Genomic DNA, 26718 nt, shown 5'->3' with positions numbered 1-26718 from the left:
TATATTATGAAACGATTCACCAGCATTTGCTCAATATTATTTATCTACATTCTTGTCAGTAGTCATATTGGAAGTCCAGGGGTGACTTTCGAAGGACTCCTTGGCAATTATAGAGTGCTCGCCAATATCAATCCACCCGATGTAGTTCCTGGCACAGCCACATTAACTGTAGTCCTTCCAGATGCTCCATCGAATATAAAAATTGAGGCTCGTCCAGTATATTGGTCTGCTGGATTAAAGGGCACGCCAAAAGCAGATATAATGCTTCCTGTTGAAGGTGAAGCAGGTAGATACGAAGGTGAGCTATGGTTTATGGAGCCTGGCACTTCAAGTGTTCAAATTATGCTAGAGCAAAATGGCGAGGTATTTGAAACCATCATTCCTGTGATGGCCATGCCAACTGCTCAGCGAGATATGCCACAGGAATTGGGATTAATTTTGGCTGGATTGGGTATTTTTTTAGTCATCTTGATGGTAACGATCATTAGTTCAGCCATGAGCGAGAGTATCAGGGAACCAGGAGAAATTAGAAATAAATCATCTATTAGGAGAAACCAAATCGGTATTGCCTTAGGATCTATTTGCATGTTATTGATCTTGTGGGCTGGTAAAAACTGGTGGGATGCAGAAGCTAACACCTATTCTCGGTACCTTTTTCAACCCATTTCGGCCAGTGCTCAAATAGAAACCGGCTCGGATGGGAATTTGCTTACCCTGTCCATAGACCCCAAAGAACTGAATCAAGGAAGAATCACTCGAAAGCTTAGCTACATGGTACCAGACCATGGCAAGCTTATGCACATGTTTCTGATTAGAAAAGGGGATTTGGATGTGTTTGCTCACTTACACCCGCAAAGAATTGACACCCTGAATTACAGTGTCAGTATACCTGACCTCCCTGCCGGAGATTATCATGTATTCGCTGATATTACAAGATACACGGGTTTTTCTGAAACCATCGTAGCTGATCTCCAAATTCCTGATCAAGGCACTTTTTCCTTTGCCAGTCAGAAGGAATTTGTTTTAGGGAGGGATGATACTTTTACATTTTCCACCCCTGTTTCAGACCCCAAACCACTGCGGCTAGACGAGGCCATTATGATTTGTGGAAAACCTGGTATCAAAACAGATCTACCAGGTGGTTATTCGGCTATTTGGGAAACAGAAACTGGTAAGTTTGATGCTGGTAAGTTGTACACCTTGGACTTTGCGCTTTTTGATTCAGATGGAGAGCCTGCTGTGCTTGAGCCATATTTGGGAATGATGGGACATGCGGTGGTATTGAAGCATGATGGCTCAGTTTACATTCACCTCCACCCTACTGGCAATTATTCCATGGGATCTCAGCAAATGCTCAAAGAGCGCTTTGCATCAGGGAAAGTTGGATTCAACAATCTTCCTTCTGGGTTAAGTTTTCCAGACAGTATTGATAATGTGATTCGAATCTTGAATCAGCTTTCAGATGAAGAAAGAGACGAACTGCTGATGGCAGATATGGATCATCAGAGACTTTATGGTGAAGAGCATGATGAACACAGTATGGTCAGCTTTCCCTATGCATTTCCTGAGTCAGGAAAATACAGAGTTTGGATCCAAGTCAAAATCAATGGCAAGATTGTCAATGGGGCTTTTGATGTGGAAGTGGGATGATTAAAAACCACCAGAAAAAAGCCCCATTGAATCACTTATTTTGGGTTTGAGGAAATCAGCTGAAGGCTTATAAAATGCACCGGAATAAGTTGATACCATCACCAAGCTATCTTGATAATAAGAACTAATTCCTGTAATCTCGTGGCCTTCCAAACCACTATTATCTAATTCATCTAAAATGAAACTATTGGGGGTAATTGAAACTTTAAAAATTTGAGAACTATTAGTTCCATATAAATCACCATTCAATTCTCTATAGTAAAGGCGATTCAAGTTAAAGAAAGAGTCTTGTTGATTATAATCAGCCAACACTGACCAAGATTCCCCATCATCTGTAGAGTAATAAGAATCTGTAAGTTCAGTAGCATCAGCACATATGATCACATTAGTTCTTGGGTCTTTGACAAGGTAGCTTTGCCCATATTGCTCTCTCCCATTATAGATATTATTTTTTTCAAATTCTTTAATGTTCCCCTCAAAATCAACCTTAAACAAACTAAACCAAGTCGAAATAATAAAACCATCCTCAACTGAAAGCATCGACATCACTCCATTACCAAGTAATCCTTCTTTTTGGGGTGATTTAAAAGTATTTATTGAAATAAGCTCTGTTCCAACCCTAAATCCACTTGTAGTGTTTTGCTCTACTTCAATTATAGCAAACCTCAGTGGCATTGATGGATCATTATTTACTGAATAACTCAAAAGGATAAAATTTCCATTTAATTCAAAAGCATTACCAGTTGATTTAAAAATAAAATTAAATACCCTAAAATTAGGATCAATTTCACTTCCTTTGATTTCTAAACCATTTGATGATGTACTTAAACTAGTGGGCTCGTTAAGTGAATAAACAAAAATACTATTTGGCCTTTCAACAATATTGAACACCATAAACTTATCATTGATAGGAAAAGATTGATTGAAAGGCATATGAACTCTCAAACCTGCATCTGGTATTGAAAGTCCAAAAAAATTTAATTGTGAAAAACTCCCTCGATCAAAATAAGATTTCACGCCATAACCAAAGTCATGAAGACTTATCAAATTATCTTCTAATTCGTATAAGCCTCTAATAATCTTATTAGCGTTCAAATATTCTGGATGCTTAATCCAGCCAGTTTCTTCTTCAACGATTGGTTCCGTCTCTGTTTCATCACCGAGACAAGAAAAAAGCATTAAGCTAAAAAAAGCAAAGAGTAGTATTGAGTTTTTCATAATTGAATTTAATTAAACCTTAGTTTAAATAGCTTAAAAAGTAAATATTAATGACTGATTTTTATTTAAACGAACTTATTTACATTTAAAGGGAAATTCATCAAAAACTCAAGGCCAACGATTCGGTACTGTATGCACATGCAGTACCCTGTTGGCTTCTTTAATGACAGCAGGGTGTTTTTGAGCCTTCCAAATCTGATCTCTGGCAAATTTACCTGATTGCTCTAAATCTACAATAGGCAAAGGATAATCCTGCCCTAGTCTGAAACCCATCATTTCTTGTTCGATTGCAGTGATTTTCCAAGGCTCGTGCAAAAAAGCAATGGGTAACTTTATTAACTCTGGTACCCATTTTTTGATAAATACCCCATCTGCATCATGATCCTCAGATTGCTTCACAGGATTATAAATTCTCACTGTATTGATACCAGTCACACCTGCTTGCATTTGAAGCTGAGGATAATGGATGCCTGGCTCAAAATCCAAAAATTGTCTCGCCAAAAAATCCTTTCCTACTCTCCAATCTTGAAATAAATGATGGGTCAAAAAAGAAACTACCATAGCACGCATTCTAAAATTCAAATATCCCGTCTCTTTCAAACAGCGCATACAGGCATCTACGAGCGGATAGCCTGTCCTCCCCTCTTCCCAAGCCTTTACCTTTTGTTGATCTAAAGGCTTCTCCATCAAATCAAATCCCCTATTCACATGTTCTTTTTCCATCCTGCACTCCATCTCAAACTTCTGGATGAAATGACAATGCCAGCGAAGTCTAGATTGGAAGTTGGTCAAATTTCTCTTTTGGAATCCATCCTTCTTTTTTGCTTCAGCTGCCTGATACACTTGCCTAATAGACAGGTTTCCCCAAGCTAGATATGGGGAAAGTCTGCTACAGCCTTTTCTACTCAGCTCAGGTTTGGAAATATGTTTGTTATAGTTTTTTGCTCGGTCAGCGTAAAAGGATTCGAAATATTTATAAGCTGTTGTTTCTCCCCCTTTTTGCATCAAGGGGTTGAGGCTCACCCATGATTCAGGTATCTGAGATTGCTTCAATTCCTCTTCGAAAGATTTAGGCAAAGTATAAAACCTTCCTTTGTTCATATCTGGATCCTTTACTTTTTCGCACATCATGGCATACCAATCTTGGGACCAATTCTTTCGGTTTTTCCTCCGTCTCAGTACACCCTGCTGTGCATATTCTTCCCAAAAAATCTGATGTTGATCAAAGAATTTTCTCATCCTGAGATCCCTGTCAAATGTCACTTTTATACCTGTTTCAATATGAGAAAAGACGGTTTTGACACGATAGTACTTCAATACTTGTTCGAAAAAGTTAACAGGGTCAGCAAAATAGAAATGTACCTTTGTATCAAAAAGTAGTAATCGCTCATTCATATCCTCTAAGCTTTGATAGACAAACCTCCAATGTCGCTCATCGCTCTGTGGAGCAGCTATCAATTCTGGCTCAAAAAAATAGACCATCACGATAGGCAAACCCTGTTCAATGGCTTTTTTGAGTGGCTCATGATCCTTTAGCCTCAAGTCTCTTTTGAACCAAACAATATTTACTTCCTGCATAAACTGAAAACATTTCATGTCTGTCAAAGTTTGAAAAGTATGCAAAAAATTAAGACACTAAAAGACGAAGAGATAGATAGAATAGTGGAGATGGCATGGGAAGATCGTACTTCCTTTGACGCCATAGAACGTCAGTTTGGAATACCAGAAAAAGAAGTCATCAAAATCATGCGTCGAGAGATGAAACACTCCTCTTTTCGCATGTGGAGAGCGAGGGTTCAAGGAAGAAAAACAAAGCATGCTGGAAAAGCAGTCGAGGACGTGAACCACTTCAAATGCTCTAGACAGAAAGTGATAACAATGAACAAAATAAGCAAAAGAAAAGCCCGATAGATACTTCCGGGCTTTTGTCAATCAATCTACTCTCAATCAATAAATGTCTCTTAAACTATATCATAGGGCCAGCTCATGATACCATCTTCTAAATTGTATAAGTTTTCGAAGCCTTGATTGGCCATGATAGCACAAGCTTGTCCGCTTCTATTTCCACTTCTACAATAGAGGTAGTACTTTTTATCTTTTGGCAGATTTTGAACCTGATTCATGAAAGTCCCGCTTGTGATTTCAATATTTCTAGCTCCTTTGATTTTCCCTGACTGAAATTCTCCTGCGCTTCTGACATCGATCAATACTGCCTCCGTAGCGGTCATCCCTTTTTTGAAATCTTCTGAATTAAGATCTGTATAGTTTTTCGGTTGTGTTCTAAAGAAATTAAACATAGCTATTTGTTATATTTTACCATACAAAAGTACAGCACTAATCAAACAGCCACAGTAACCTTTATCACTTAGCTCCAAGGGTTTGTTTACTTGAGAAAAATTTCTTTTTCAGATGAATAAATATCAATCTTAAAAGCAAAAAGAAAGGAATACCATGAAAGAGAAAGTCAAACCAGTCCATAGGTTCCATACCAACGGCACCTCCTAAAATCCACCTAACCTTCCCAAAAATATGTGGCTCAGGAACAAAAGGGGCTAGGCCTAGGGTAAGACAAAGTATGATGACAAATCTCCAGTTATTGTTTGTAGTTTTCATTTCTTCTTTTGAATAAAAGGGTAAGTAACCTGAGACCAAAATGATTTTGGGAATGTTTCCATGCCATCAAATCCAAGTGGCTCATCTTTGCCTTCATTTGGGATGTAAGCAGTCCCAAACAGGTAATCCCAAACACTCAGGGTCAATCCATAATTAACTCCATTAGTCCCTTCAGGAAGTTTTTTAGCATGATGCCAAATATGCATGATGGGATTATTGAGAATGTACTTCAATGGTCCGTAAGTAATTTTCAAATTTGCGTGATTGAGATGACCTATGGCGGTGGTGAATATGTGCACTATAAAGAAATCAACTAAACTAAACCCAATCATTGCCAAAGGAATGTATTGCACAGTCTTGTAAATGATCGTCTCCATCCAATGAAACCTCAGGTGAGCTGCAAATCCCATCTCTTCTACAGAATGATGCACTTTATGAAATTCCCAAAGTGCAGGATATTTATGTAAAGCTCGGTGAACATTCCATTGAATGAAGTCCGCCAAAACAAAAAGCAATAAAAACTGCGCCCAAACTGGCCAAGTCTCCACATGCAAAGCAACGATGTTTTCTAATCCAAAAACTCCTAGAAAATCATTGAATGCCTCTACAGCTATATTTGAAATGGCATTGTAAGCAATCAAGGAAAATAAAAAGAAATTGAAAAACATGTAAAAGCCATCCAACCAGAAATCTTTCCTGAAAATTGCCTGCTTTTCTCTCCAAGGGTATATTATCTCCAAAAGCCAAACAGCTACCGATAGCCCTAATAACCACCAGAAGTAATTAGTCCATGAAGGATAGAGTATTTCATTTTTCAGATAATCAAAATACCCATAATAAGCATCTTGAACTACCTTGATATATTTATCCATAATTGAATTTCTATTTTGAAAAGAGGACTACCCAATAGGTAGCCCTCAGTCACAATCCATAAACCACAAACTAATAACTATTTGTTATAATCTAAAATTGCCGAACCCATATCTATCACTTTAGCGCCTTTTAATATTTGATGTACGATACTTGATCCAGCCGCAGACCGATATCCAGTACCACAATGTACTATGATGGGCTTATCCGTTGGCAATTCTTTAGCCCGCTCCATTAATTCTGGAAGTGGAATATTGATCGCTCCATCAAAGACTTGCTTTTGAGCTACTTCTCCTGAATTTCTTATATCCAAAATGGTATACTGCTCAGGATTCGCATCAAAAGCACTTCTATCAAATATTGGCATAGATTCTCCATCAGTTTTTGAATAGACGAATGCACCTTTGATAAATGGTTCGTAACCAATCTTGGTAGTTTTGGAAATCATCTCTTTAAGTTCTTCTTGCGAATCTGCTACTAGGTAATACTCAGCAGTGGGAGGGACAATACTTCCCAACCAAGTCTCAAATTTGGCTCCATTCATGATATTGATAGCATCTGGAAGATGACTTGATTTGAAAGTAGCTTGGTTTCTACCATCGATGATATAAGCTTCCTCTAAAGAAACTGTATTTTCCCTCAGTAAAGTCACTTCCGACTTTGCTAATTGATATGCTTTGGCACCTTTCCTATTTACCTCTACACTGAAAGGAAAATACTTGGGAATGAAAGGTTGATCTTCTAGCAATACAGCAACAAATTCTTCTTCAGTCATAGGCTGCAAAGCATAATTAGTGAGCTTTTCTTGACCAATGGTACTGACTTTTTCTTTGCTCAATGATTTTCCACAAAGCGAACCAGCACCATGTGCAGGATATACCAAAACTTCATCATCCAACTTCATCAATTTCTCTCTGGTACTATGATACATCATCTTAGCTAACTCCGTGCGCTGTGCTTGGATACTTCCTGCCGACTCTCTCAAATCAGGTCTACCAACATCTCCAATAAACATTGTATCTCCTGTAAATACGGCAATATCAACCCCATCTTCTTCCAAAATCACAGAAATACCATCTGGAGAGTGCCCTGGAGTAAATATGGCTTTAAGTCTCACTCCATCGGCTAATACTATCACATCACCTTCATCAAATGGCGTAAAATCATAATGTACATTGACCAAATCACTGATATAAATAGGAACATTAAGTGTTTGCTGGATTTCCAAATGGGAACTCACAAAATCCGCATGAGGGTGGGTTTCGATAACTCCTACGATTGTTGCTTTTTTCTCCTTGGCATAATCATAATATTGCTGAGGATTTCTCCCTGGATCGATCAAAACAACCTTACCTTCAGTATAAATGGCATAGCTAAAATGCGCTAAACCATCATCCTCAAATTGCTTTATTTCTGACTTTTGAGGTTCTCTGCCCTTTACAAGCTCATTAAACTGCGCTTGAGAAGTAACAGCAAAAATCGACAACCAAAGTAATATCAAATATTTTTTCATGTTCATGGTTTGTTATAATTTGAATAGCAAGACTATTCCTAATTTGAAATTCAAAAATACTGAAACAATTAAGCGCAAATTGTGATCTAAGTTACATTAACAGCAGTCATTCATCAGCAAATTTGTAAGAAAAAATGAAAGATTTTTGGAACAAAAAATTTAGAATAATAGATACTCAGTATCGTGGTTCTTGCCCTTAAACTTTCTTATCTTAGAAGTCTAACTTCTGACAGACATGAAAATCCTCGTACCTACTGATTTTTCAGATAATGCCAACAATGCGCTAACTTTTGCCAAGCACATGGCTAAGTCGCAGGAAAATGTCCAAATCACTTTGTTATTTGCTTTTTATGCGGTCTATGACTTTGCTGCCAATGCATCACAGATTGTAGATAGCATAGAGCAAGATGCTAAAAAAGCGATGAAGAAAGCTGTAGACTTAGCATTGTCTGAAGGTTTGAAAATTGATTATCAGATCGTACAGGGGACAGTCGCAACCGCTGTTACTTCTAAAGCATACAGGGAGGATTATGATTTGATTGTCATGGGAACCCAAGGTGCTAGTGGCATCAAGAAAGCACTCTTTGGCTCAAATACTGGTCATGTCATTAGAGAATCACAAGTGCCAGTCTTGGCCATACCAGCAGAAGCTCGATGGGAAAACATTAAATCAGTTAGCGTAGGAGTTGAGCTTGATAATTCTGAGGAAAATTATTACAAAAAGCTACTGAAACTAACTCAAGGACTTGATTTTTCTTTTGAATTTATTCACATAAAAAGAACGATGGATTTCGAAAAAGAATTGGCTTTTCAGGGACTGCTTAATTATTTGAAAACTAATTATCCGGAAATTAAAGCAAATACAAAGAGTATCGAATCTAACTCTGTACTCCATGGAATAGAGTCATATCTCTTACAAAATAAGCATACTTTTATGGTAATGTTTTACAAGAAAAAAACCTTCTTTGAATATCTTTTTAATGAAAGTGATTCCGTTCAAATGTGCTATCACACTGTTGTCCCCCTACTTATAATAAAGTGATTTTGAAGATCAATTCATTCTTTTAATAATTTTATATTTAAATTTTTGTATTATAAAATAAGACAATTGTATCTTGTTTTTTTATAAAAATATGAGGTGATAATTAGATTTTAATCCAGTAATTTTGCGTTACATTAGTCTATATTTATCAAAGAGTTAACACAAAACCAACTACTCCCTTGTCTATTAAGGATAAAAATATTTCTGACGAAAATAATCATCCCCTACCAGACTGGATCTTCAATTCAGGGCTCTTCTACGTAGTCATTACAGATATGGAAGGGAAATATCTCTATGTCAATGATTTTTTTATCAAAAAATTTCAATCGGTAGATACTGATATCACCAATAAATACTTTACTGAAACGGTAATTGCTGAAGATATTGAGAGTGCCATAGAGGCAGCAACAAAGTGTATACAAAACCCAAGTCAATCTTTTGAAGTAGATTTGAGAAAACCTATAGGCCTTGGTCAGCAGACATTTCACAGCCGTTGGGTTTTTTCATCATTGAGTAATCAGCAAGATATACCCATTGGAATTTTTTCAGTTGGGTACGAAATCAGTTCTATTTCAGAGACTGTTAACTATAAAATCTTTCAAAAAATCAATATTTTTAAGATCCTAAAAAATAGTTCAGATGGTTGTTTTCATCTCTCTAAAAACCTAGAGTTGAAAGGGATAAATAAGTCTGCTTCTAAATTCTTGGGGATTCCTAGCGATAATGCTGAAAACGTATTTAACGAAAGGATAAAGCAAAAAGTAAATACACCTTGCATTGATGCAATACTTTCAAGCATAAATTCTGATAATGCTACGCTATTCCAAGACAATATTGAAAAATTGGACTTGTATTATTCAGGAATAGCTATTCCTGATAATCAGGGAGTAAGTGTTATTCTCAGAGATAACACCAGAGAACAAAAATCTAAAATTAGGCTCCAAGAGTCTGAAAACAAGCTAAAAGCAATTCTAGATAGTACTTCTGATTGCATCATCTTGATCAATCAAGATTTCAATATTATAGCATTCAATAAGGTGGCTTTTGATTTGTGCCACGGAATACATCAAAATAAACTCGTGATTGGAAATGACTTTAGAGACTTCATTTCAGAAGCAATCAAAGAAGATTTTTATAAAAGCTTCACTATTGCAATAAATGGTTCTATTTCAAAATTCGAACAAAAGCTCACACATGAAGATGGGACTACTACATGGCTAGAATTTGTCTTCTATCCAGTATATGATTCTAATCAGCAGATGATCGGAGTGAGTAAAGTGGTCAAAGACATCACTGAATCCAAAAATTACCTTGCCAAAATTCAAGCTCAATATGAAAAATTAAAAGAAATAGCCTGGGTCCAATCACATGAGGTGAGAAGCCCATTGGCAAACATCATGGGCCTAATTGACATGTTAAAAAATGAGCGTTTGAATCTTGAAGAAGAAGAAATTGAGTCACTTTTCAACAGTTTACTTTGCGAATCTGAAAAACTGGACCTTAAAATCCGAAAAATCACCAAATCTACCGAAGAACATATTGGGCAAGGCTCTCAAAGAGAGTCTGATAAACTAACCAATTGGTAATATACCAATATTTAAATTGCGACATTATTCACTATCAATATTTTTGAAAATCATACCCTTTCCTTGATCCATTGAATAATATCATCTATAATTTGCTCCTTTTCATATTCATTGAGCAACTCATGATAGAGACCAGGATATCTATTGAAGGTTTTGTCTTTTACCTTAGCTCTTCGAAATAACATTTCAGTTCCCATTGGATTAGTCAGCTGATCATCTGCACCATGAAGCATAAGAACAGGTAACTTAAAATCATCAACTCTATCTTCAATCTCTCTCATCATCCTCAAAAGTTCAAAACCAGTTCTCGCTGGAATCGCTTGAGAATAAACCAGTGGATCTTCATTGTACTTTTTGACCTCTATAGGATCGTGAGAGATCATCGAACTATCTAATTTTAACACCTTAAGCCTTGGGGCTAATTTACTAACAAGTGAAGAGATGGCAATGAGGGATTTAGAAACATTATCGGCAGGCTTGAGTGCCGCAGCACTCAATATGACACCCCTGGCATCAGGCTGGTAACTGATTACATATTTGGCAACCAAACCTCCCCCCATACTATGTCCAAATACAAATGACGGAATGTCCTTCACATAAGACTTCACTTTACTAAATAGTGCATCAATATCTCTCAAATAGTCTTCATGATTTGCAAAGTAAGCCGTCGGCTTTGGCAGAGAGGATTTACCATGCCCCCTACCATCAAATGTAAACACTGCAATACCTTCTTTGACCAACCTGTCAGCAAAATGTGCATATCTACTGCTATGTTCTCCCAGCCCATGAACCAGAAGTAAGGATGCTTTCGGTTGCTCAGGCATCCACGCTTGAAGGTAGAGTTTTATACCATCATGGGTTGTATAAGTAGTCTCTAAGTAGTTCATTTGGATTGTAGATTTAAGATTATATTTATGAAATAACTCGTAGTCTTATTTTGAAGACTTTTGAAGATGCTGCAGCATCTAAAAAGTCGTTCATTTTTTACATTTTCTTCTTCTTGTTGCACTTCTTTGGTTTATCTAAAATCTACCTTCAAAAATTTTAAATCCTTAAGGTATCCACTTCACATCCTTGAAGTTAGGTTTTCTTTTCTCTAAGAATGCATTTCTACCTTCTTTGGCTTCATCCGTCATATAGGCCAATCTAGTCGCTTCACCCGCAAACACCTGCTGTCCAACCATTCCATCATCAGTAAGATTAAATGCAAACTTGAGCATTTTGATAGAAGTAGGAGATTTGGCTAATATTTCTTGAGCCCATTCATACGCTGTATCTTCCAACTCAGCATGTGGCACTACGGCATTCACCATCCCCATATCATAGGCTTCTTGCGCAGAATAGTTTCTTCCCAAAAAGAAAATCTCTCTTGCTCTCTTTTGACCGACCATTTTCGCTAAATAGGCAGAACCATAGCCACCATCAAAGCTGGTCACATCGGCATCAGTTTGTTTAAAAATCGCATGCTCTTTACTTGCTAAAGTCATATCACATACCACATGCAGTGAATGTCCCCCTCCAACTGCCCAACCTGGGACAACAGCTATTACTACTTTCGGCATAAACCTGATCAAGCGCTGCACCTCCAAAATATTCAATCTATGATAGCCATCTTCACCTACATACCCTTGATGTCCTCTAGCACGCTGATCGCCGCCAGAGCAGAATGCATAGACTCCATCTTTAGGAGAAGGGCCCTCAGCAGAAAGTAAAACCACCCCGATCGAGGTATCTTCCATCGCATCATAAAAGGCATCATAAAGTTCGCTGGTAGTCTTAGGACGGAATGCATTTCTGACCTCAGGTCTATTGAAGGCAATTCTAGCTACACCATCACATTTCTTATAAGTAATATCTTCGTATTCCTTGGCAGTTGTCCAGTTGATTGTCATGTCTAATCTATTTTTATTTTTTTGCAAGATAACAGGCTTCGCTGAATTTTGTTGAATTTTAGGAAAGGCATTACCTTGCATAGATCTTAAAAATATGGGGCAAATAATCTTAGAACATCAGACTTTCTCTTTCAATGAGATTCTTGCTGGAAAATGGCAAGTAGAGGTACCTTATTTCAAAGAATGTCTAATATTTTGTCAAGATTGGTTGTCTGGCAAACAAGAATTTGTCTTGAAAACCTCAGGCTCTACAGGAAACCCAAAAGATATTCTTGTCACACGAAGCCAAATGGAAAAATCAGCCAAGGCTACTGCTGAATTTTTTAAGATCCCAACTCAGCCCCTATTATTAGGCTGCATCAATACCGCAATGATAGGTGGTAAAATGATGCTTGTGAGAGCCATGGAGTGGGATGCCAGCATTTATCTTTGCCTACCTTCTAGCAATCCTTTTAAGGAGGAATGGATGCAGCAGCCTTATGATTTTGTAGCCATGGTACCCATGCAGGTGGAGTCTAGCCTTCGAAATCAGGAACAAACCCAATTCCTCCGAAAAATAAAGACTCTGATTATTGGCGGAGCCACATCTTCTCCAAAATTGGTAGAAGAAATCAAAAAAGCTAGACTCAATGCTTTTCAAACCTATGGCATGACCGAGACAGTCTCCCATATCGCATTAGCAAAAATAGAATCGGGTGATTTGATCTATAGCGTACTTCCTGAAGTAAACATAGGAGTTGATGATCAAAGCTGTCTTTGGATAGAAGCTCCCATGGCACAAGAAAAAAGGCTCCAAACCAATGACATCGTTGAGCTGGTTTCTCCTACAAGCTTCAAGTGGTTAGGAAGAGCTGATTTTATCATCAATTCAGGAGGAGTGAAAATTCACCCTGAAATCATAGAAAAGCAAATAGAAAAAATAATTACTGCTAGCCTAGGTCCCGTCAATTATTTTATAATTGGCGAAACTGATGATTACCTCGGTCAAAGAGCCGTTTTAATCATCGAATCTGAGCTTGACCAAAAGAAGGAACAGGAATTGCTCAAGCTCTTGAAATCAAACCTGAATAAATACGAATGCCCTAAGAGAATCTATGGCATACCTTCTTTTCAAAGAACGGATTCAGGAAAAACCAACAGAATTCAAACTCTCAAACTATGTGGTTCCAATTAATTTTAATGATGTTTTTAGGTTTTGGCAAAACTGATCTTCAAATGTCACAGCTCGACTTAACAGTAGATAAAATCAAAAGTGATAAAGGTGTTATCAGAGTTTTACTTTTTGATCAGGAAAAAGGATGGCCAGATGATCCAAGCAAGGCTTTCAAAAGCGCTACGCTTAAAATAGTAAATCAAAAAGCAACTTATACTTTCAAAAATCTGCCAGCAGGAATATATGCAATTGCAGTCATTCATGATACAGAGGAAACAGGCAAACTACGAACCAATAGATTTGGCATACCACTAGATGGATATGGCTTTTCAAATAACGTAACAGGAACTTTCGGCCCTCCTTCATTCAGTAAAGCTACATTTAGCTTAACCACTGGTGTAAATAGACAAACAATCAGTCTTCGCTAAGCTTAATTTTGCCTGCTAATCATCCCAAACTTATGATTCTTTTAGATTACCCATTTGTTTCAGATTTCCTTCTCGAAACAATCGAGCATTATCAATATCCGGTAGTTGCTACACAGCAAGCAAAAGACTGGTGCAAAAACAGAAATATCAATTTCATCTCTGAAAAAGAAGCTGAAAAGAGCATTCAACAGGATCCAGAAATTGCTTTATACACTAATTCTGAAAACACCATCAGCTGGGTACAGCAACATGCCATTGGAACTAGATTTCCAGAACTGATAGATACTTTCAAAAACAAATTCCGATTCAGAAAACTCGTAAGCGATATCTTTCCCGATTATCAGTTTCAATCAATAGCCTTTTCTGAGTTAAAAGAAGTCGATCCCAATGATCTGAATTACCCATTAATTGTAAAGCCCGCTGTGGGTTTTTTCAGTATCGCCGTGCATAAAGTGGATAGACCTGAAGACTGGATGAAAACCGTAGATCAAATTTATGAGGCAATTGAATCCACCAAAAGCTTGTATCCAAAAGAAGTAATTGATAATACAGATTTCATTATTGAAGCATACATCAAAGGTGAAGAATATGCATTCGATTGTTATTTTGATAAAAATGGCGAGCCTGTCATTTTGAATATCCTTCATCATGTATTTATCTCCGAAGAAGATGTCAGTGATCGCTGGTACTATAGCTCTGAGGAAATCATTAAAAGGCTTCATAATCCTTTGATGGATTTCTTAAAAGCTATAGGTGAAAAACTTGAGATCAAAAATTTTCCACTTCATATAGAGATTAGAGTAGACCAAAATAACCGTATCACCCCAATAGAAGTTAATCCTATGCGATTTGGAGGTTGGTGTACTACCGCAGATTTGACCTGGTTTGGATATGGAGTGAATTCTTATCAATATTTCTTCGAATCCAAAAAGCCTGATTGGGAAGCTATTTTCCAAAATAGAAAAGATAAAAAATACAGTCTTATTCTATTAGATAAGGCAGCAAAATTCAAACTAGAAGAAATAGCATCATTCGATTATGAAGCGATTGCAAATGATTTCGAAAATCCACTTCATGTCAGAAAATATCCATTGAATGAATTTGGTGTGTTTGGATTTTTATTTACTGAAACCAGTAAGGAAAAGGAACTACATGATATCCTTCACTCAGATTTAGGAAATTATATTAAGTTTAAAAAAGAAAAGAACTTGAGCCATTGATCATATGGGTTTGATAATTGAGGAGAATTGATCAGAAGATTAATTCTATTGTTCTCTTGGAGTATCAACTATAAAACTAAAGGGTCGGTGGCTTACAATGAAACCATCGACCCCTTATATTAGATGCAGATTAATACAGTTTTCAACTTTTGTAAAAATCCCGAACAAATGCTAAAAGCTGATTGTCAGTCATTTTATCTGAATTTTGTACAGAAACCCATTTTTTACTAAATGATTTATTCTCTGCTAGTCGATTTTTGAACTGATCTTTAGCTGTTCCCGGACCAAAAAGGAGGATATCATCATATTTAGCAATTTTATCTTCAAGCATTTTATAATACTCATTGAGTTCATTCTGGGCGATATTGTTTTTTCTGTATTCATTGTTAGAAAGTACCGAGGGGTTGGGAGAAAACCGAGCTGTATCACTTACCTCCCCTTCCTCTCTTTTGATTCTTTCATGTGGAGAGATGAGTGTTTCTAGAAATTGAGCTTCACCTTCATGATATCCTATAAAATGTGCTTTTGACTGATCCAACCATATTCCTACTGACTTAAATTGCTTTGTTTCCATATAGATTAAGGGTTTAAAATGTGTCTCACTTAAAATTAACTATTTATCAGTCCTGATCAAAAGAGATATTCCTGAAATAAGCCCTAAATTTGCATGAAATTCAGAGTTCATGGATCAATCAGAAGCTACCCGAGTCAATAAATATCTCAGCGAAGTAGGATACTGCTCGAGAAGGGCTGCGGACAAACTTATTGAAGAGGGCCTTGTCACTATCAACGGGAAAATTCCCGAAATGGGTACAAAAGTATTCCCCGGAGATGAAGTAAGGGTAAAAGGAAAGCTAATTTCAGCACCAAGTTCAGACCATGTTTACATCGCTTTCAACAAACCAGTTGGCATTGTTTGCACTACTGATGTAAAAGCAGAAAAAGACAACATCATTGATTACATAGGACATCCCAAAAGAATTTTTCCTATTGGGAGATTGGACAAACCGAGCGAGGGATTAATTTTCCTTACCAGTGATGGTGATATTGTCAATAAAATCCTTCGTGCTGGTAATAACCATGAAAAAGAATATGTGGTAACAGTGAATAGACCCATTGGGGATGATTTCGTAAAAAGCATGGAAAATGGTATCCCAATTCTCGAAACGGTGACTAAGAAGTGTAAAGTGAGGAGGATAGGAAAAAACAAGTTTAACATCATCCTCACCCAAGGACTCAATCGTCAAATTCGTCGGATGTGTGAATACCTTGGCTACGAAGTCACCAAGCTCAAGCGGATTAGAATCATGAATGTAAAGCTTGACCTTCCCGTAGGCAAATGGAGAGACCTTAGCAAAAAAGAAATGGAAATCATCAACGAGATGGTCGCTAATTCCTCCAAAACATATGAGGAGTAGTTATTATTAAACAAATTATCCGCATTTATACCAGTGTTAAAAAAGAGCACATGATTTGAAGTGAATGATCGTTCACAGTTGACTGTAATTCGAAATCATCAAGCTTCAAGAATATTTTATTATATGTAAAAAAGCGGAGATTCATAAAAACAAAAATAATATGCATTTGAAAACAGATGATTTGTTGAGGTTAGAAATAGATTATGATTCAGGAAGTATCCCTCCACCCTTTAGTCATAGATTCAAACTGAAGCTCAATTTTGAAAAGAATTTCCTCAATACGGCTGTGGATATGGAGTACACCCATAGAGAGGAATTGACAGAAGAAGAAATTCTGAACGAGGGATTTACTATTGAAGATGATTATCATTGGGTAGGCGAACTTCACAATGCTTGGGTCGCACCAATCAAAAAACTCTACACCAAATCCAAATGGTCCAATAAAAAAATAGATGAAGAAGATGGTGGTATAAGGATATTAGCCAAAGATATTCATGGCAAGATCGCCAGAACAGTTCCGTTAAACCAAGAAGATTGGAAGATCGAGTCCCAAGAAATCATTCAAGCCATCTTCGAAACTAGTAAGCGAGAAGCACCTCTGACAGTCAACTTCCTGCAAATCAATTCAGATTCAAGTTTAGACATCGCTTTGACGATGAAGTTTTCGGTAAGGAAAGCCATAGCATCAGTCAATGGTACAGAAAAAGAACTCAATTGGGAAAAGACAAAAGATCTACTTACCAATATCTATCTACCTGATTATGATTACGATATAGCCAAAGAAAATAAACCTACTAAAAGGGGGAGCTATATTGACTGTGGTGATGGTTTTTGGCATGAATTTGGGAAAGGTATTTACAATATTGACGCTTCTTATGATGCAGTCTCTAAAATCAAAGAAGGGTTTTTAAACTTATAACCAACTTTAATAGCTATGAAAAAGCCAAGATTCATCAAGAGTATTTTCGCCCAAATTTTAGGGGTGGTATTTCTATTCAGCTGTGCTAGCTGGAACAATACAGAAAAAGGAGCCGTGATCGGTGGTGGAACTGGGGGTGCAGTAGGAGCGGTTCTTGGAAATAAAAGTGGCCAAGCTGGCAAAGGTGCTGCTATCGGAGCAGTAGTCGGAGCGGCAGCTGGTGCGGCAGTAGGTATCTACATGGATAAGCAAGCCAAGAAGATAGAAGAAGAAGTAAAAGATGCAGAGGTAGAAAGAGTAGGTGATGCGATCAAATTAACCTTTGATTCAGGCATCCTTTTTGGATTTGATTCTTATTCATTGACTCCTGCATCTCAAGAAAACATCATGAAGTTTGCAGAAATCCTCAAAGAATATCCTGACACAGATCTATCCATCGAAGGCCATACTGACAACAGAGGTTCCTATCAGTACAACCTTGGACTATCTGAAAGAAGAGCAGCTTCGGTGAAAAACTACCTAAAAATGCAAGGTATTGATGATAAAAGAATGACTACATTAGGTTTTTCGTTTGATAAACCTGTAGCTACCAACGACACTGACGAAGGACGTGCTAAAAATAGAAGGGTTGAAATTCTAATCACAGCCAATGACGTCTTGATCGAGAAAGCTGAAAAAGGTGAAATTGAAAATTGATAAAAAAGTGATTGAAACATAAAAAAACCGGTAATCTACCGATTTTTTTATGTTTCATACTTTTGGGCTTTCAGAATAATATCACCCATTTATTTTTCTAAAACATCGAAATGAATGAAAGATAAAATGTTTGTCAAACAACTATCAATATGCTGTAAATAAGCACTTTCAATTTCGAGAACCTTTCATCTTGACGATCTCAGCTTTCAAGTCTAGTATCATTTTGGATAGGTCCTCGTTGGTAACAGGTGTATTTTTATCCTTTGGATTTGGGAAATCAGTACTGATAAAAGCTTTGGCCTCCCAAACTTCCATCACATCCTCCCCTTTGATCTCGTAAGGCTTGTAGTGTTCATTGTCAGAGACCAAAAACAACTTTCCATTATCCTGCAAATAATTAAATACCCGCTTATACACCACGCCTTCGGTACTTGTCACTAAGACGTAGGTCTTTCCACTTTTGATAGCTGACAACTGCTCTATATAGCTGCCTATAATCAAAGTCCCTGGTACTAGGGGTAGCATACTATCCCCCGCTATTTCAAAAGCTCTGTAAGATTGATTGGTAGCAAGATGAGGTAACCGAAATTGTGGTAGCTGCTCCATATACTCAGGATCTGCAAAACCATTGAGATAACCGGCGGAAGCCTTTTGACCTACCATGCTGATATGTTCATTGTCTTCCTTGTCCACTGCTATGGTCAAAACTTTAAGCTGTTTTTGTTGTAAGACTTTCCTGCCCTTTTCTTGTATATCATGATGAAGCAATTCATCTATAGATACCATGAAAATCTCAGAAATCTTAGCCAAAGCTGTAAGTTTTGGTTCAGACCTTCCATCTTCATAAGCAGATATCATGGTGCGCTGCACACCGAGATCTTCAGCAAGTTCCGATTGGGTGATCCCCTTGGTAGTTCTGAGGAACTTAAGATTCTTAGCCAATAGCATTAAGCAGAGTAGAGATAAAAGTTATGATCTTCTTTCACTGGATTCTTCACAGAAAATGGGTTACTCATTTTTCTCTGCTCCATCCTATTCTTGATTTCCTCTATGATCTCTCCCACCGACTTAGGCTCACTGACTAGCAAATAGCCATATTGTGGCTTTTGCTCATCCTCTATAAAAAACTTCACTTGACAATTACCTGAAGGCAAGGTTTTTTGAGTCAAACTGATTTTTGCAATCTCTTCCATAGCTTTTTTGTTTTAACAGTAGCTAAGATAAGAAAGTTATTTTAAATAACATATACATGTTTATAAAACCAACACTTTTTTGACATTAAATGTCGTAGTTTTTAATAATCATAAATTTCGACTTCTGAAACTTCATCAATAACAACCAGATTGTCCACTTTCTTACCAGTTAAGTAGAAAATAAAATCTTTATAAAATCATAAATCAGTAACTGCTATTCAGCAGAATAAATCATTTTTAAACTAAACATAAACTTTTCATATACTAAACCCGTAAGCTTACCTGAAAACAATTATTTATTTATTAAATCCTATTCTATGAAAATTAAAATCTTATTAGCTATCCTATTATGTTCCAGTTCAGTAGTCATGGCTCAATCAGTGGACGAAAATGAAAAGAGGGTTTACAATTATGAAGAAACCAAACACGAACTTGCTGTCAGCTTACTTCCCATCTTAAGAGGAGAGGTGCCTAGCTCACTATTTTATAGGAAAAATTACCTGAGCCCTAAAGGTAGAAATATGGGATTCAGAGCGAACATGGTTTTTCAGAATGAATTCAATTCTAATTTTCTATTCGAGGAGGCAGTCAATTTTAGAAAAAATAGAGAACTGACCTACGAGATCACCATGGGGCTAGAGAGGCAAAAATTCATCAATGATAAATTCATTGCCTATGGAGGTGTAGACCTTGGCTTTGGTTTTGCAAATGCCAGATTTTTTGATAGAATTGGACAACCAGCAGGAGAGAGTGAATTTTTCAACATTGATGTCATGAGGTACAGCGCTTCCAATTTTTGGGGAGTCAAATACCACTTCAATCCAAGATTGAGCTTTTCCGCAGAAACTGGCTTTGAAGTTTTTTATGCCAATTCTGTATTCAAAAATGGAAGTTCATTTACCCCCACAGACCGAGAATCAGGGCCAGAGACTTTTGGGTTGAACTTACTTCCTCTCAAAGCACTGAGGATTTCTTATCATTTTTAGAAAAAAAAACTATCTAAGCTAGACCTGCAAACAAATTTAGAATTGTAGGTCTAGCCTAATAAGGATCTACATCCACTACCACCCTGACACTTCTGTATTCCTTATTGGAGTAAATTTCTTCCAATATCTTCTGGAGCTCGTGCTTGAATACGGCTTGAGCATTTCCAGATTTGTCTAATTTGACGAGGGTTTCGAAGATGTATTGATTCTTGATTTTTCCGATCAGCCCTTTTTCAGGCCCCAGCATGATTTTTCTGACTTGTATATCGCTCAGTAGGTTATGTAAATGCCTGGCTGCTTTCTCCGCTGTTTTGTAATCCTTGTGCCTACTCGATATTTTGATCAGCTTGACAAATGGAGGGTAAAAAAACTTTTGCCGCTCAGTCATGTCATTTACATAGAAGTTTTTATAATCACCCTTCATCACAGCATCAAATACAAAATGATCTGGCTTGCGGGTCTGTATGACCACAGTCCCCTTTCTCTCCCTTCTTCCAGCCCGACCGGCTACCTGCGTGATCTGCTGAAATGCTCGCTCACCAGCCCTGAAGTCAGGAAAATATAAGATCCGATCCGCATCAAGTATACCTACTACCGTCACTCTATCGAAATCTAGACCTTTGGTAATCATCTGGGTACCGACCAATATATCTACATTGCCAGCACCAAAGTCTTCCAATAAACGCTGATAACCATACTTACTCCTTGTCGAATCCAAGTCCATCCGGGCAACTCTTGCCTCAGGAAAAAGCAAAGCCAAACTCTCCTCTATCCGCTCTGTGCCGAGCCCTACTGCTGCCAACTTCCCGCTACCACAGGCTGGACAGACCTTGGGTACATTCTCCTTGAATCCACAGTAATGGCACCTCATCTCCTCACTGAACTGATGGTAGGTCAAGCTCACATCACAGTGCTCACACTCTGGGATCCAGCCACAATCTTCACATGAAATATAGGGTGCATAGCCCCTCCTATTTTGGAAAATTAGCACTTGCTCTTGCTTGTTGAGTGCCTCTTGGATCTTCTCCCGCATCACCCTAGTAAAATCAAGCTTAAGCAAGTTCTTCTTTTTATCCACCAAAATGTCAGACAAAATATACTCAGGCAACTTCGCATCACCATAGCGCTGATTGAGTTGGATATAGCCGTACTTCTTGGTTCTGGCATTGAAAAAGCTCTCAAAGGATGGTGTCGCAGAACCAAGTAGCGTCTTCGCTTGATGCAACCATGACAGCATGATAGCTGCATCTCTTGCATGAAACCGTGGTGCTGGATCATACTGCTTGTAAGAAGATTCGTGCTCTTCATCCACAATCACCAAACCCAAGCTGTCGAATGGCAAAAATATAGAAGACCTCACACCAACCACAAAAGCAAACTTTCCACTGATGACACCATTCCATACCTCCACGCGCTCATTGTCAGAATACTTCGAATGGTAGACACCCATTCTACTCCCAAAGACCTCCTGCAGCCTTCCCACCATCTGCGTGGTCAGTGCAATCTCAGGCAATAGCAATAGCACCTGACTGCCACTCGCCAAAGCCTCTTCTATCAGCTTGATATAAATCTCCGTCTTCCCACTTCCTGTGATCCCATGGAGAAGGTTGACTTGATGATCTTGAAACCCTTGCTTGATCTCATTTAGCGCACGCTGCTGCTCTTCAGAGAGCTTGATCTCCTCACCACTTCCTTCCTTGTCCTCAAATCTACTGATGATCAGCTTATACTCTTCCATAACCCCATTTTTGATCAAGGTTTTCAAAGAACTCATAGAAAGTCCTGCATCAGCAATGACTTTCTTTTCGACGCCTTTTGAGTTCAACGCTGGATTTTGGTATACGGGAATTTCTTGGAGGTATTTGAGCAATACTTCTTCTTGCTTGGGCTTAGCAGCGATCTCTTGAAACAAGCGCTCTAGGGCTTGCTTATCACTCGCATAAGGATGACAAAGCCTAATACGATTCTCAACCTTTGGCGTATACTTATCCTTGACTTGCTCAAAGATGATGATGGCCTCTTTGATCACCAGGCTTTTTAATATACCATGAATGGTCTTGACTCCCACCAACTCCTGACAATCCTCATAAGTCAATTCTGCCTTGGTAGCCAAAGCCTGCAGGATGACTTCTTCCCTTTCGTCCAAAGGATATGGAGAAGTATCCGCATCGTAGGTAGGGTTCAGCTGAACCTTGCTCTCACTGCTGAGCTTGAGACCAGCTGGAAGAGCTGCATTCATCACTTCCCCAATATGGCAACAATAGTACTCCGCCATCCATGCCCAAAACTTGATCTGCAAAGGATTGACCATGGCATAGGTATCAAGCACATCGAGGATGGTCTTAGCTTCATATTCTTTTGGCGGCTTCTGATGGACCTTACCAATGATGCCAGTGAGTACTTTTTTCTGCCCAAACTGCACCATCACCCTATAGCCAATTCCCACTTCCTCTGCGAGGTTGCGAGGAATCTTATAGGTAAACATCTTGGGAATGGGCACAGGCAGGATCACATCAGCAAAAAGCCGAGATTTTTCATCCTGGGGTTCGTAAGTATCGCCAAATAAACTTTCCAAAAATCTGAATTTTGATTGGTTCTCAAATTAGGGTCAATCCAAAAAGACCTTTAGGCAAATATAGGGAAAAGCTGTATTTGATTTGATCCAAAACAGATATGATAATAGGAAGTCGACACATATCAATAAAAAATCGTCTTAAAGCTTTTAAAAGTATTAAAAATTAGATTGAGCAAAACTTAATGAAATATAGAAATCGAAATGATACTAATAAAATTAGCATGTTTATTATTATTTATATTCAATAAAATAGCAATTTTATAAAATAATAAATAAATTATTTTTGATAAATTAATTAGATTTTTTATTTTTTTTTTTTGATTTGATTAACTAAACATTCATAATATGAAAAACAAAATTAAAAATTCAATCTTATTCCTGTTTCCCATATTGCTTTTTTCCTTCTCCTGCCAAGTAGAAAAGAATGAATCCATCAATGTTGTAAGCCCAACCAAAGAAATTTCGATCAATGAAATATTTCACGAACTAGAGATCACACCAATCTCCTTTGAAAATATTGAAGGATTTGGTTTTGTGAAAAAAATTGAATTTTTGGACAATAAGCTTTTCATTCTTGATGATGAGTTTTCCAAAAGCTTACAAATTTTTGATAATAAGGGGGGATTTATACAAAAGATCCAGTCATTTGAAAAACAAAACATCTATGATTTTCTAATCGACATAGATAATAATATAATTTTACTCTACACCCAAGGAAAGAGAATAGAGAAATACTCCATTGATGGAAATTATATTAGTACTACTCGTCTAGATTTTGTGATTGAAAAGTTATTGACAATCCAAGAAGGGAATTTATTTTGCTATTTAGGATATGAACCAACTTCAGAAAATGAAAAATTTAATATTGCTGTATTAGATAAAAATACATTTCAGTTGCAGAACAAACTTCTTCCCTATCAGGAAGAACCAATACTAAGCATAGAAGCGACAAATATTTTTTCACCATCAAAAAAAGATAAGCTATTCAGTATCCCCTTTGATAATAATGTATATAGGCTAACTTCTGAAAATGCTGACATAATTTATACTTTGGATTTTGAAAATCAGTTTCTAACTCCAGAATTATTAAATCAAGTTGAAAATGATTTCGAAAATAAGACCACACATATTGATGGCTTGGTTGCATTCGATGATAATTTAATATTTCATTACAATAAATCTGGAAGACCAGAATATAGATTAATTAGAAATAATGGAGCCGAAGTAATAAAAATCAAAGAAGGAAAAAATTTCACAGATTTTTTAATCAGTTTTTCCCTGCTAAATCATACCATTTTCAAACAGGGGGAATTTATTTCAGTGATAGATTTAGACCATTTTAGAGGATTGATAGATCATTTTGGAGAAAATATTGATCCATTACATTTAAAAGCATTTGAAGGAGAAGCGCTCTTTGCCATCTTCAAATACAAATTTCAAACCCCATGATATTTTTATTCTTTATATTTTCATTTATCCTTGGTAATGAAACAGTAACTGGAAAAGTTGTTGATAAAAATGGTGATCCTATTCCTCTGGTGATGGTCTCTAATGGAGAATATCACTCTGTAGCTAATCAAAAAGGGGAATTCAAGATTAAAATTGACGCAGACAATAAATTACTGATTTTTAGATCAATGGGTTATAAATCAAAGGTCTTAAAAGTTGATTCTAACTCAAACCTTGAGGTCGTTTTGGAAGAAGAAACATACAACCTTAACGAAGTTGTCGTTTCAGCCCTTAGTGCAGAGGATATTATCAGACAAGCAATAGATCAAATAGGAAAAATCTATCAAATCTACCCAGCCACTACAACTTATGAATATGGTGAAAAATTAAATTTTCAAAACGCACAATCTAGAGAAGACAATTTTATAGAGCGGTTTCTACTTTTCAATAGACAAATTGATCGATATAATGGGTTACCTAATTTTGAAATCTTGAATATAAAAATTCAAGAAGGAAACAAAGAGATTTCCTATTTGGATAGTATCCTTTACCAAAAGAAATATTTCAGGAATATTAATTCATTTTTTTTTGAAGCATCAAATATCCCTTATTTTCTTACTTTAAATGAAATGAAGCGCTTCAATTATCAATTGGAAGATGAAAACTCCGAGGTATATAAAATCCAATTTGAAGGCAAATCTGCAAAATCTGAATTTGATGGAGAAATATGGATCAATAAAGATGATTATGGTATATCATATTTGAAGTATTGGAAAAACAGTAAAGCTTTAAGAGCTGAAAACCTTAAATTAAACCTTATGACTAAGATTGTGGATTTTAAAAAAATCGCCTTCATTAAGGAAGAATATGAAATTTGGAATGAAAAAGATATATCTAACAGATACATCTTAAAATCAAGCATTAGTCGTGTGGAATCCAATTACAAAAAGAATGATATTGATGATATATATCTAATATCGAATATAAAACTCAACCTTTCTTCTTCTCCAAAAATCACAACAAACAAAGATGGATATACTTCTGAAGATGATATGTTTACTTTAAAAGTCTGGAAAATGCCCGTAAATAAACCGAAAGAACATACATACCTAATTTCATTTGATCATTAAATTACCACATAAAACTATTTCCCTTCCGCATATAAAACACTTTCTGGGGGCATTTTACCATCTGTATCAGACTGACCATAGGATAAAATAGGAATAAGTAAAAATATTGAAATTTTCTTCATGATTAAGTTATTTAAAGTTAAACCCTAGCTTTTTAAAGACACTATACTTTCAATTTACTTGAAACCGCTCGCTGTCTTCCCAGGTGAAGTTGGCAACTTGGCTTCCTTTGTCAATTAGGTCTAAATCTTTCAAATGATCGCCAATATTTATCTTTATAGATATCAAAATTCAAATTTATTTTGCCTGAATGTTTAGTGGCTAAATTGTAAAGAAGTTTGGATGGCTTTCGGAAATCTTTACATGCAAAAAAAATAATTCTTTCTCCATCTGCTGTTTGCCTCCCTATATTCAAATATCCGTCAAAGTCTTTAAGTTCAAGCATTAATTCATCTTCAAAATTATTTAGTTGTTCATAAGAATCATTATCAGGCATACCATTGTTCTTACTGCCGTCATACTTTATTTCAACCTTTAAAATCCAAGGATGTGATGCTTTACTATCCCAATCAAGTAAAGTGGTATTTATAATTGCTACTAATTGAAGACCATTTTTAAGAGTTGCTTCCAAGCTTGAATAATTATCGTTATCAGTATTGTGTCTTATCCCATCATATTTTTCCAAAAACTCCTTTTCTCTCCAAATCAGATAATCTTTAAGCTTTTCAATTGGAATCAAATCTATCTCAGCTTGGTCTTTTGAAATCACTGTTAAGTTGTCTATGGTTGTAACAGAATTTAGTTCTTCGAGATAATTATCAAGGAAAATGTATATCCCGTTTATGATAGTTATTCTATCTTCTTCTTTGTAATCATCATGTGCCACGACAATATCAACTTCATCAGGATAGTTTCTGTCCTCAATAGCATAAAACGATAGATTACCACTTTCAAAAGTGTAATCTTCCATTCTTATATTAACATCCTGTATATCAAGAGCTGGTTTTAATGCTGTGAATTTCCAATTTGAAATTGATGGAGCTGAACTAACAAGTTCTTCAACAAAAATTATAGGCTCTAGGTGGAATATAGTGGGTAGTCGAATTTGAGTTTTCCAGAGATGAAGTAAATCATGTTGATAAAGTTGGAGATATTCCTATAACCTCT

26 protein-coding genes are annotated in these 26718 nt (G+C 36.7%); 13 read left to right on the top strand and 13 right to left on the bottom strand.

Annotation, left to right across the window (positions count from 1 at the left end; genetic code table 11):
• Window positions 1-6 precede the first annotated feature (6 nt).
• Entirely contained in the window at window positions 7-1650 is a 1644-nt protein-coding gene (locus CHB66_RS06145; RefSeq protein WP_089239070.1) for a hypothetical protein, read from the top strand.
• Here the strand turns inward: CHB66_RS06145 and CHB66_RS06140 are convergent, their stop codons facing one another.
• Complete coding sequence (locus CHB66_RS06140) at window positions 1651-2868, bottom strand: hypothetical protein (protein ID WP_089239068.1); 1218 nt, start codon at window positions 2866-2868, stop codon at window positions 1651-1653.
• Window positions 2869-2976: 108 nt separating this feature from the next.
• Complete coding sequence (locus tag CHB66_RS06135; RefSeq protein ID WP_317045587.1) at window positions 2977-4464, bottom strand: cryptochrome/deoxyribodipyrimidine photo-lyase family protein; 1488 nt, start codon at window positions 4462-4464, stop codon at window positions 2977-2979.
• 21 nt (window positions 4465-4485) lie between these two features.
• Between CHB66_RS06135 and CHB66_RS06130 the strand changes: the two genes are divergently transcribed.
• A complete protein-coding gene (locus CHB66_RS06130) occupies window positions 4486-4779 on the top strand; it encodes a TIGR03643 family protein (protein WP_089239064.1) in 294 nt (97 codons plus the stop codon).
• A gap of 50 nt (window positions 4780-4829) precedes the next feature.
• On the opposite strand, the gene CHB66_RS06125 is transcribed toward CHB66_RS06130, so the two are convergent.
• The 4 genes from CHB66_RS06125 to CHB66_RS06110 form a co-directional block, all read right to left on the bottom strand.
• A complete protein-coding gene (locus tag CHB66_RS06125) occupies window positions 4830-5165 on the bottom strand; it encodes a rhodanese-like domain-containing protein (protein ID WP_089239062.1) in 336 nt (111 codons plus the stop codon).
• A gap of 64 nt (window positions 5166-5229) precedes the next feature.
• Window positions 5230-5481 carry a hypothetical protein gene (locus CHB66_RS06120; RefSeq protein ID WP_089239060.1) on the bottom strand — a complete coding sequence of 84 codons (252 nt, stop codon included), beginning with the start codon at window positions 5479-5481 and terminating at the stop codon, window positions 5230-5232.
• Entirely contained in the window at window positions 5478-6353 is an 876-nt protein-coding gene (locus tag CHB66_RS06115; RefSeq protein WP_089239058.1) for a sterol desaturase family protein, read from the bottom strand. The genes CHB66_RS06120 and CHB66_RS06115 overlap by 4 nt, the downstream gene beginning before the upstream one ends.
• A gap of 77 nt (window positions 6354-6430) precedes the next feature.
• Window positions 6431-7870: an MBL fold metallo-hydrolase gene (locus CHB66_RS06110; RefSeq protein ID WP_394335275.1), complete on the bottom strand. Its 1440-nt coding sequence runs from the start codon at window positions 7868-7870 to the stop codon at window positions 6431-6433.
• Window positions 7871-8099: 229 nt separating this feature from the next.
• On the opposite strand from CHB66_RS06110, the gene CHB66_RS06105 reads away from it, so the two are divergent.
• Both CHB66_RS06105 and CHB66_RS06100 read left to right on the top strand, forming a co-directional pair.
• The gene (locus CHB66_RS06105; RefSeq protein WP_089239056.1) at window positions 8100-8906 is read left to right on the top strand and encodes a universal stress protein; all 807 of its coding nucleotides are present in this window, start codon (window positions 8100-8102) and stop codon (window positions 8904-8906) included.
• Between the two features lie 179 nt (window positions 8907-9085).
• The gene (locus CHB66_RS06100; RefSeq protein WP_089239054.1) at window positions 9086-10492 is read left to right on the top strand and encodes a PAS domain-containing protein; all 1407 of its coding nucleotides are present in this window, start codon (window positions 9086-9088) and stop codon (window positions 10490-10492) included.
• A gap of 50 nt (window positions 10493-10542) precedes the next feature.
• Here the strand turns inward: CHB66_RS06100 and CHB66_RS06095 are convergent, their stop codons facing one another.
• Both CHB66_RS06095 and CHB66_RS06090 read right to left on the bottom strand, forming a co-directional pair.
• A complete protein-coding gene (locus CHB66_RS06095; protein WP_089239052.1) occupies window positions 10543-11379 on the bottom strand; it encodes an alpha/beta hydrolase in 837 nt (278 codons plus the stop codon).
• A 165-nt stretch (window positions 11380-11544) separates the two neighbouring features.
• Window positions 11545-12384: a 1,4-dihydroxy-2-naphthoyl-CoA synthase gene (locus CHB66_RS06090; RefSeq protein ID WP_089239463.1), complete on the bottom strand. Its 840-nt coding sequence runs from the start codon at window positions 12382-12384 to the stop codon at window positions 11545-11547.
• A 94-nt stretch (window positions 12385-12478) separates the two neighbouring features.
• Between CHB66_RS06090 and CHB66_RS06085 the strand changes: the two genes are divergently transcribed.
• Genes CHB66_RS06085 through CHB66_RS06075 form a run of 3 tightly spaced genes read left to right on the top strand, consistent with a single transcriptional unit; the run spans window position 12479 to window position 15185 of the window.
• On the top strand, window positions 12479-13558 hold the full coding sequence (locus CHB66_RS06085; protein WP_089239050.1) for an AMP-binding protein: 1080 nt from the start codon (window positions 12479-12481) through the stop codon (window positions 13556-13558).
• A gap of 41 nt (window positions 13559-13599) precedes the next feature.
• Window positions 13600-13965, top strand: coding sequence for a DUF2141 domain-containing protein (locus tag CHB66_RS06080; protein ID WP_245812674.1), 366 nt, complete (start codon window positions 13600-13602; stop codon window positions 13963-13965).
• Window positions 13966-13997: 32 nt separating this feature from the next.
• A complete protein-coding gene (locus tag CHB66_RS06075; protein WP_089239046.1) occupies window positions 13998-15185 on the top strand; it encodes an ATP-grasp domain-containing protein in 1188 nt (395 codons plus the stop codon).
• Between the two features lie 142 nt (window positions 15186-15327).
• On the opposite strand, the gene CHB66_RS06070 is transcribed toward CHB66_RS06075, so the two are convergent.
• Window positions 15328-15759 carry a hypothetical protein gene (locus CHB66_RS06070; RefSeq protein WP_089239044.1) on the bottom strand — a complete coding sequence of 144 codons (432 nt, stop codon included), beginning with the start codon at window positions 15757-15759 and terminating at the stop codon, window positions 15328-15330.
• 109 nt (window positions 15760-15868) lie between these two features.
• On the opposite strand from CHB66_RS06070, the gene rluF reads away from it, so the two are divergent.
• The 3 genes from rluF to CHB66_RS06055 all read left to right on the top strand — a co-directional run bounded on the left by rluF (window position 15869) and on the right by CHB66_RS06055 (window position 18218).
• Window positions 15869-16603 carry a 23S rRNA pseudouridine(2604) synthase RluF gene (gene rluF, locus CHB66_RS06065; protein WP_089239042.1) on the top strand — a complete coding sequence of 245 codons (735 nt, stop codon included), beginning with the start codon at window positions 15869-15871 and terminating at the stop codon, window positions 16601-16603.
• 160 nt (window positions 16604-16763) lie between these two features.
• Window positions 16764-17522 carry a hypothetical protein gene (locus CHB66_RS06060; RefSeq protein WP_089239040.1) on the top strand — a complete coding sequence of 253 codons (759 nt, stop codon included), beginning with the start codon at window positions 16764-16766 and terminating at the stop codon, window positions 17520-17522.
• Between the two features lie 15 nt (window positions 17523-17537).
• Window positions 17538-18218 carry an OmpA family protein gene (locus CHB66_RS06055; RefSeq protein ID WP_089239038.1) on the top strand — a complete coding sequence of 227 codons (681 nt, stop codon included), beginning with the start codon at window positions 17538-17540 and terminating at the stop codon, window positions 18216-18218.
• Between the two features lie 168 nt (window positions 18219-18386).
• Here the strand turns inward: CHB66_RS06055 and CHB66_RS06050 are convergent, their stop codons facing one another.
• Window positions 18387-19166, bottom strand: coding sequence for an XRE family transcriptional regulator (locus tag CHB66_RS06050; RefSeq protein ID WP_089239036.1), 780 nt, complete (start codon window positions 19164-19166; stop codon window positions 18387-18389).
• Complete coding sequence (locus tag CHB66_RS06045) at window positions 19166-19411, bottom strand: hypothetical protein (RefSeq protein WP_076499101.1); 246 nt, start codon at window positions 19409-19411, stop codon at window positions 19166-19168. Before CHB66_RS06045 ends, CHB66_RS06050 begins: the two co-directional genes overlap by 1 nt.
• Window positions 19412-19728: 317 nt before the next feature.
• On the opposite strand from CHB66_RS06045, the gene CHB66_RS06040 reads away from it, so the two are divergent.
• The gene (locus CHB66_RS06040; protein WP_089239034.1) at window positions 19729-20397 is read left to right on the top strand and encodes a hypothetical protein; all 669 of its coding nucleotides are present in this window, start codon (window positions 19729-19731) and stop codon (window positions 20395-20397) included.
• A gap of 55 nt (window positions 20398-20452) precedes the next feature.
• On the opposite strand, the gene priA is transcribed toward CHB66_RS06040, so the two are convergent.
• Window positions 20453-22972 (bottom strand): replication restart helicase PriA, encoded by a 2520-nt coding sequence (gene priA / locus CHB66_RS06035; RefSeq protein WP_089239032.1) that lies wholly within the window; start codon window positions 22970-22972, stop codon window positions 20453-20455.
• 432 nt (window positions 22973-23404) lie between these two features.
• Between priA and CHB66_RS06030 the strand changes: the two genes are divergently transcribed.
• The gene (locus CHB66_RS06030; RefSeq protein ID WP_245812685.1) at window positions 23405-24421 is read left to right on the top strand and encodes a 6-bladed beta-propeller; all 1017 of its coding nucleotides are present in this window, start codon (window positions 23405-23407) and stop codon (window positions 24419-24421) included.
• Window positions 24418-25551, top strand: coding sequence for a carboxypeptidase-like regulatory domain-containing protein (locus CHB66_RS06025; protein ID WP_089239028.1), 1134 nt, complete (start codon window positions 24418-24420; stop codon window positions 25549-25551). Before CHB66_RS06030 ends, CHB66_RS06025 begins: the two co-directional genes overlap by 4 nt.
• Window positions 25552-25783: 232 nt before the next feature.
• On the opposite strand, the gene CHB66_RS06020 is transcribed toward CHB66_RS06025, so the two are convergent.
• Window positions 25784-26521 carry a DUF695 domain-containing protein gene (locus tag CHB66_RS06020; protein WP_245812673.1) on the bottom strand — a complete coding sequence of 246 codons (738 nt, stop codon included), beginning with the start codon at window positions 26519-26521 and terminating at the stop codon, window positions 25784-25786.
• Window positions 26522-26718: the final 197 nt, after the last annotated feature.

This window comes from Belliella buryatensis, assembly GCF_900188245.1.
GTDB lineage: Bacteria > Bacteroidota > Bacteroidia > Cytophagales > Cyclobacteriaceae > Belliella > Belliella buryatensis.
Note: the sequence above shows the minus strand (reverse complement) of the source record. Positions and strands in the feature narration are given on the sequence as shown.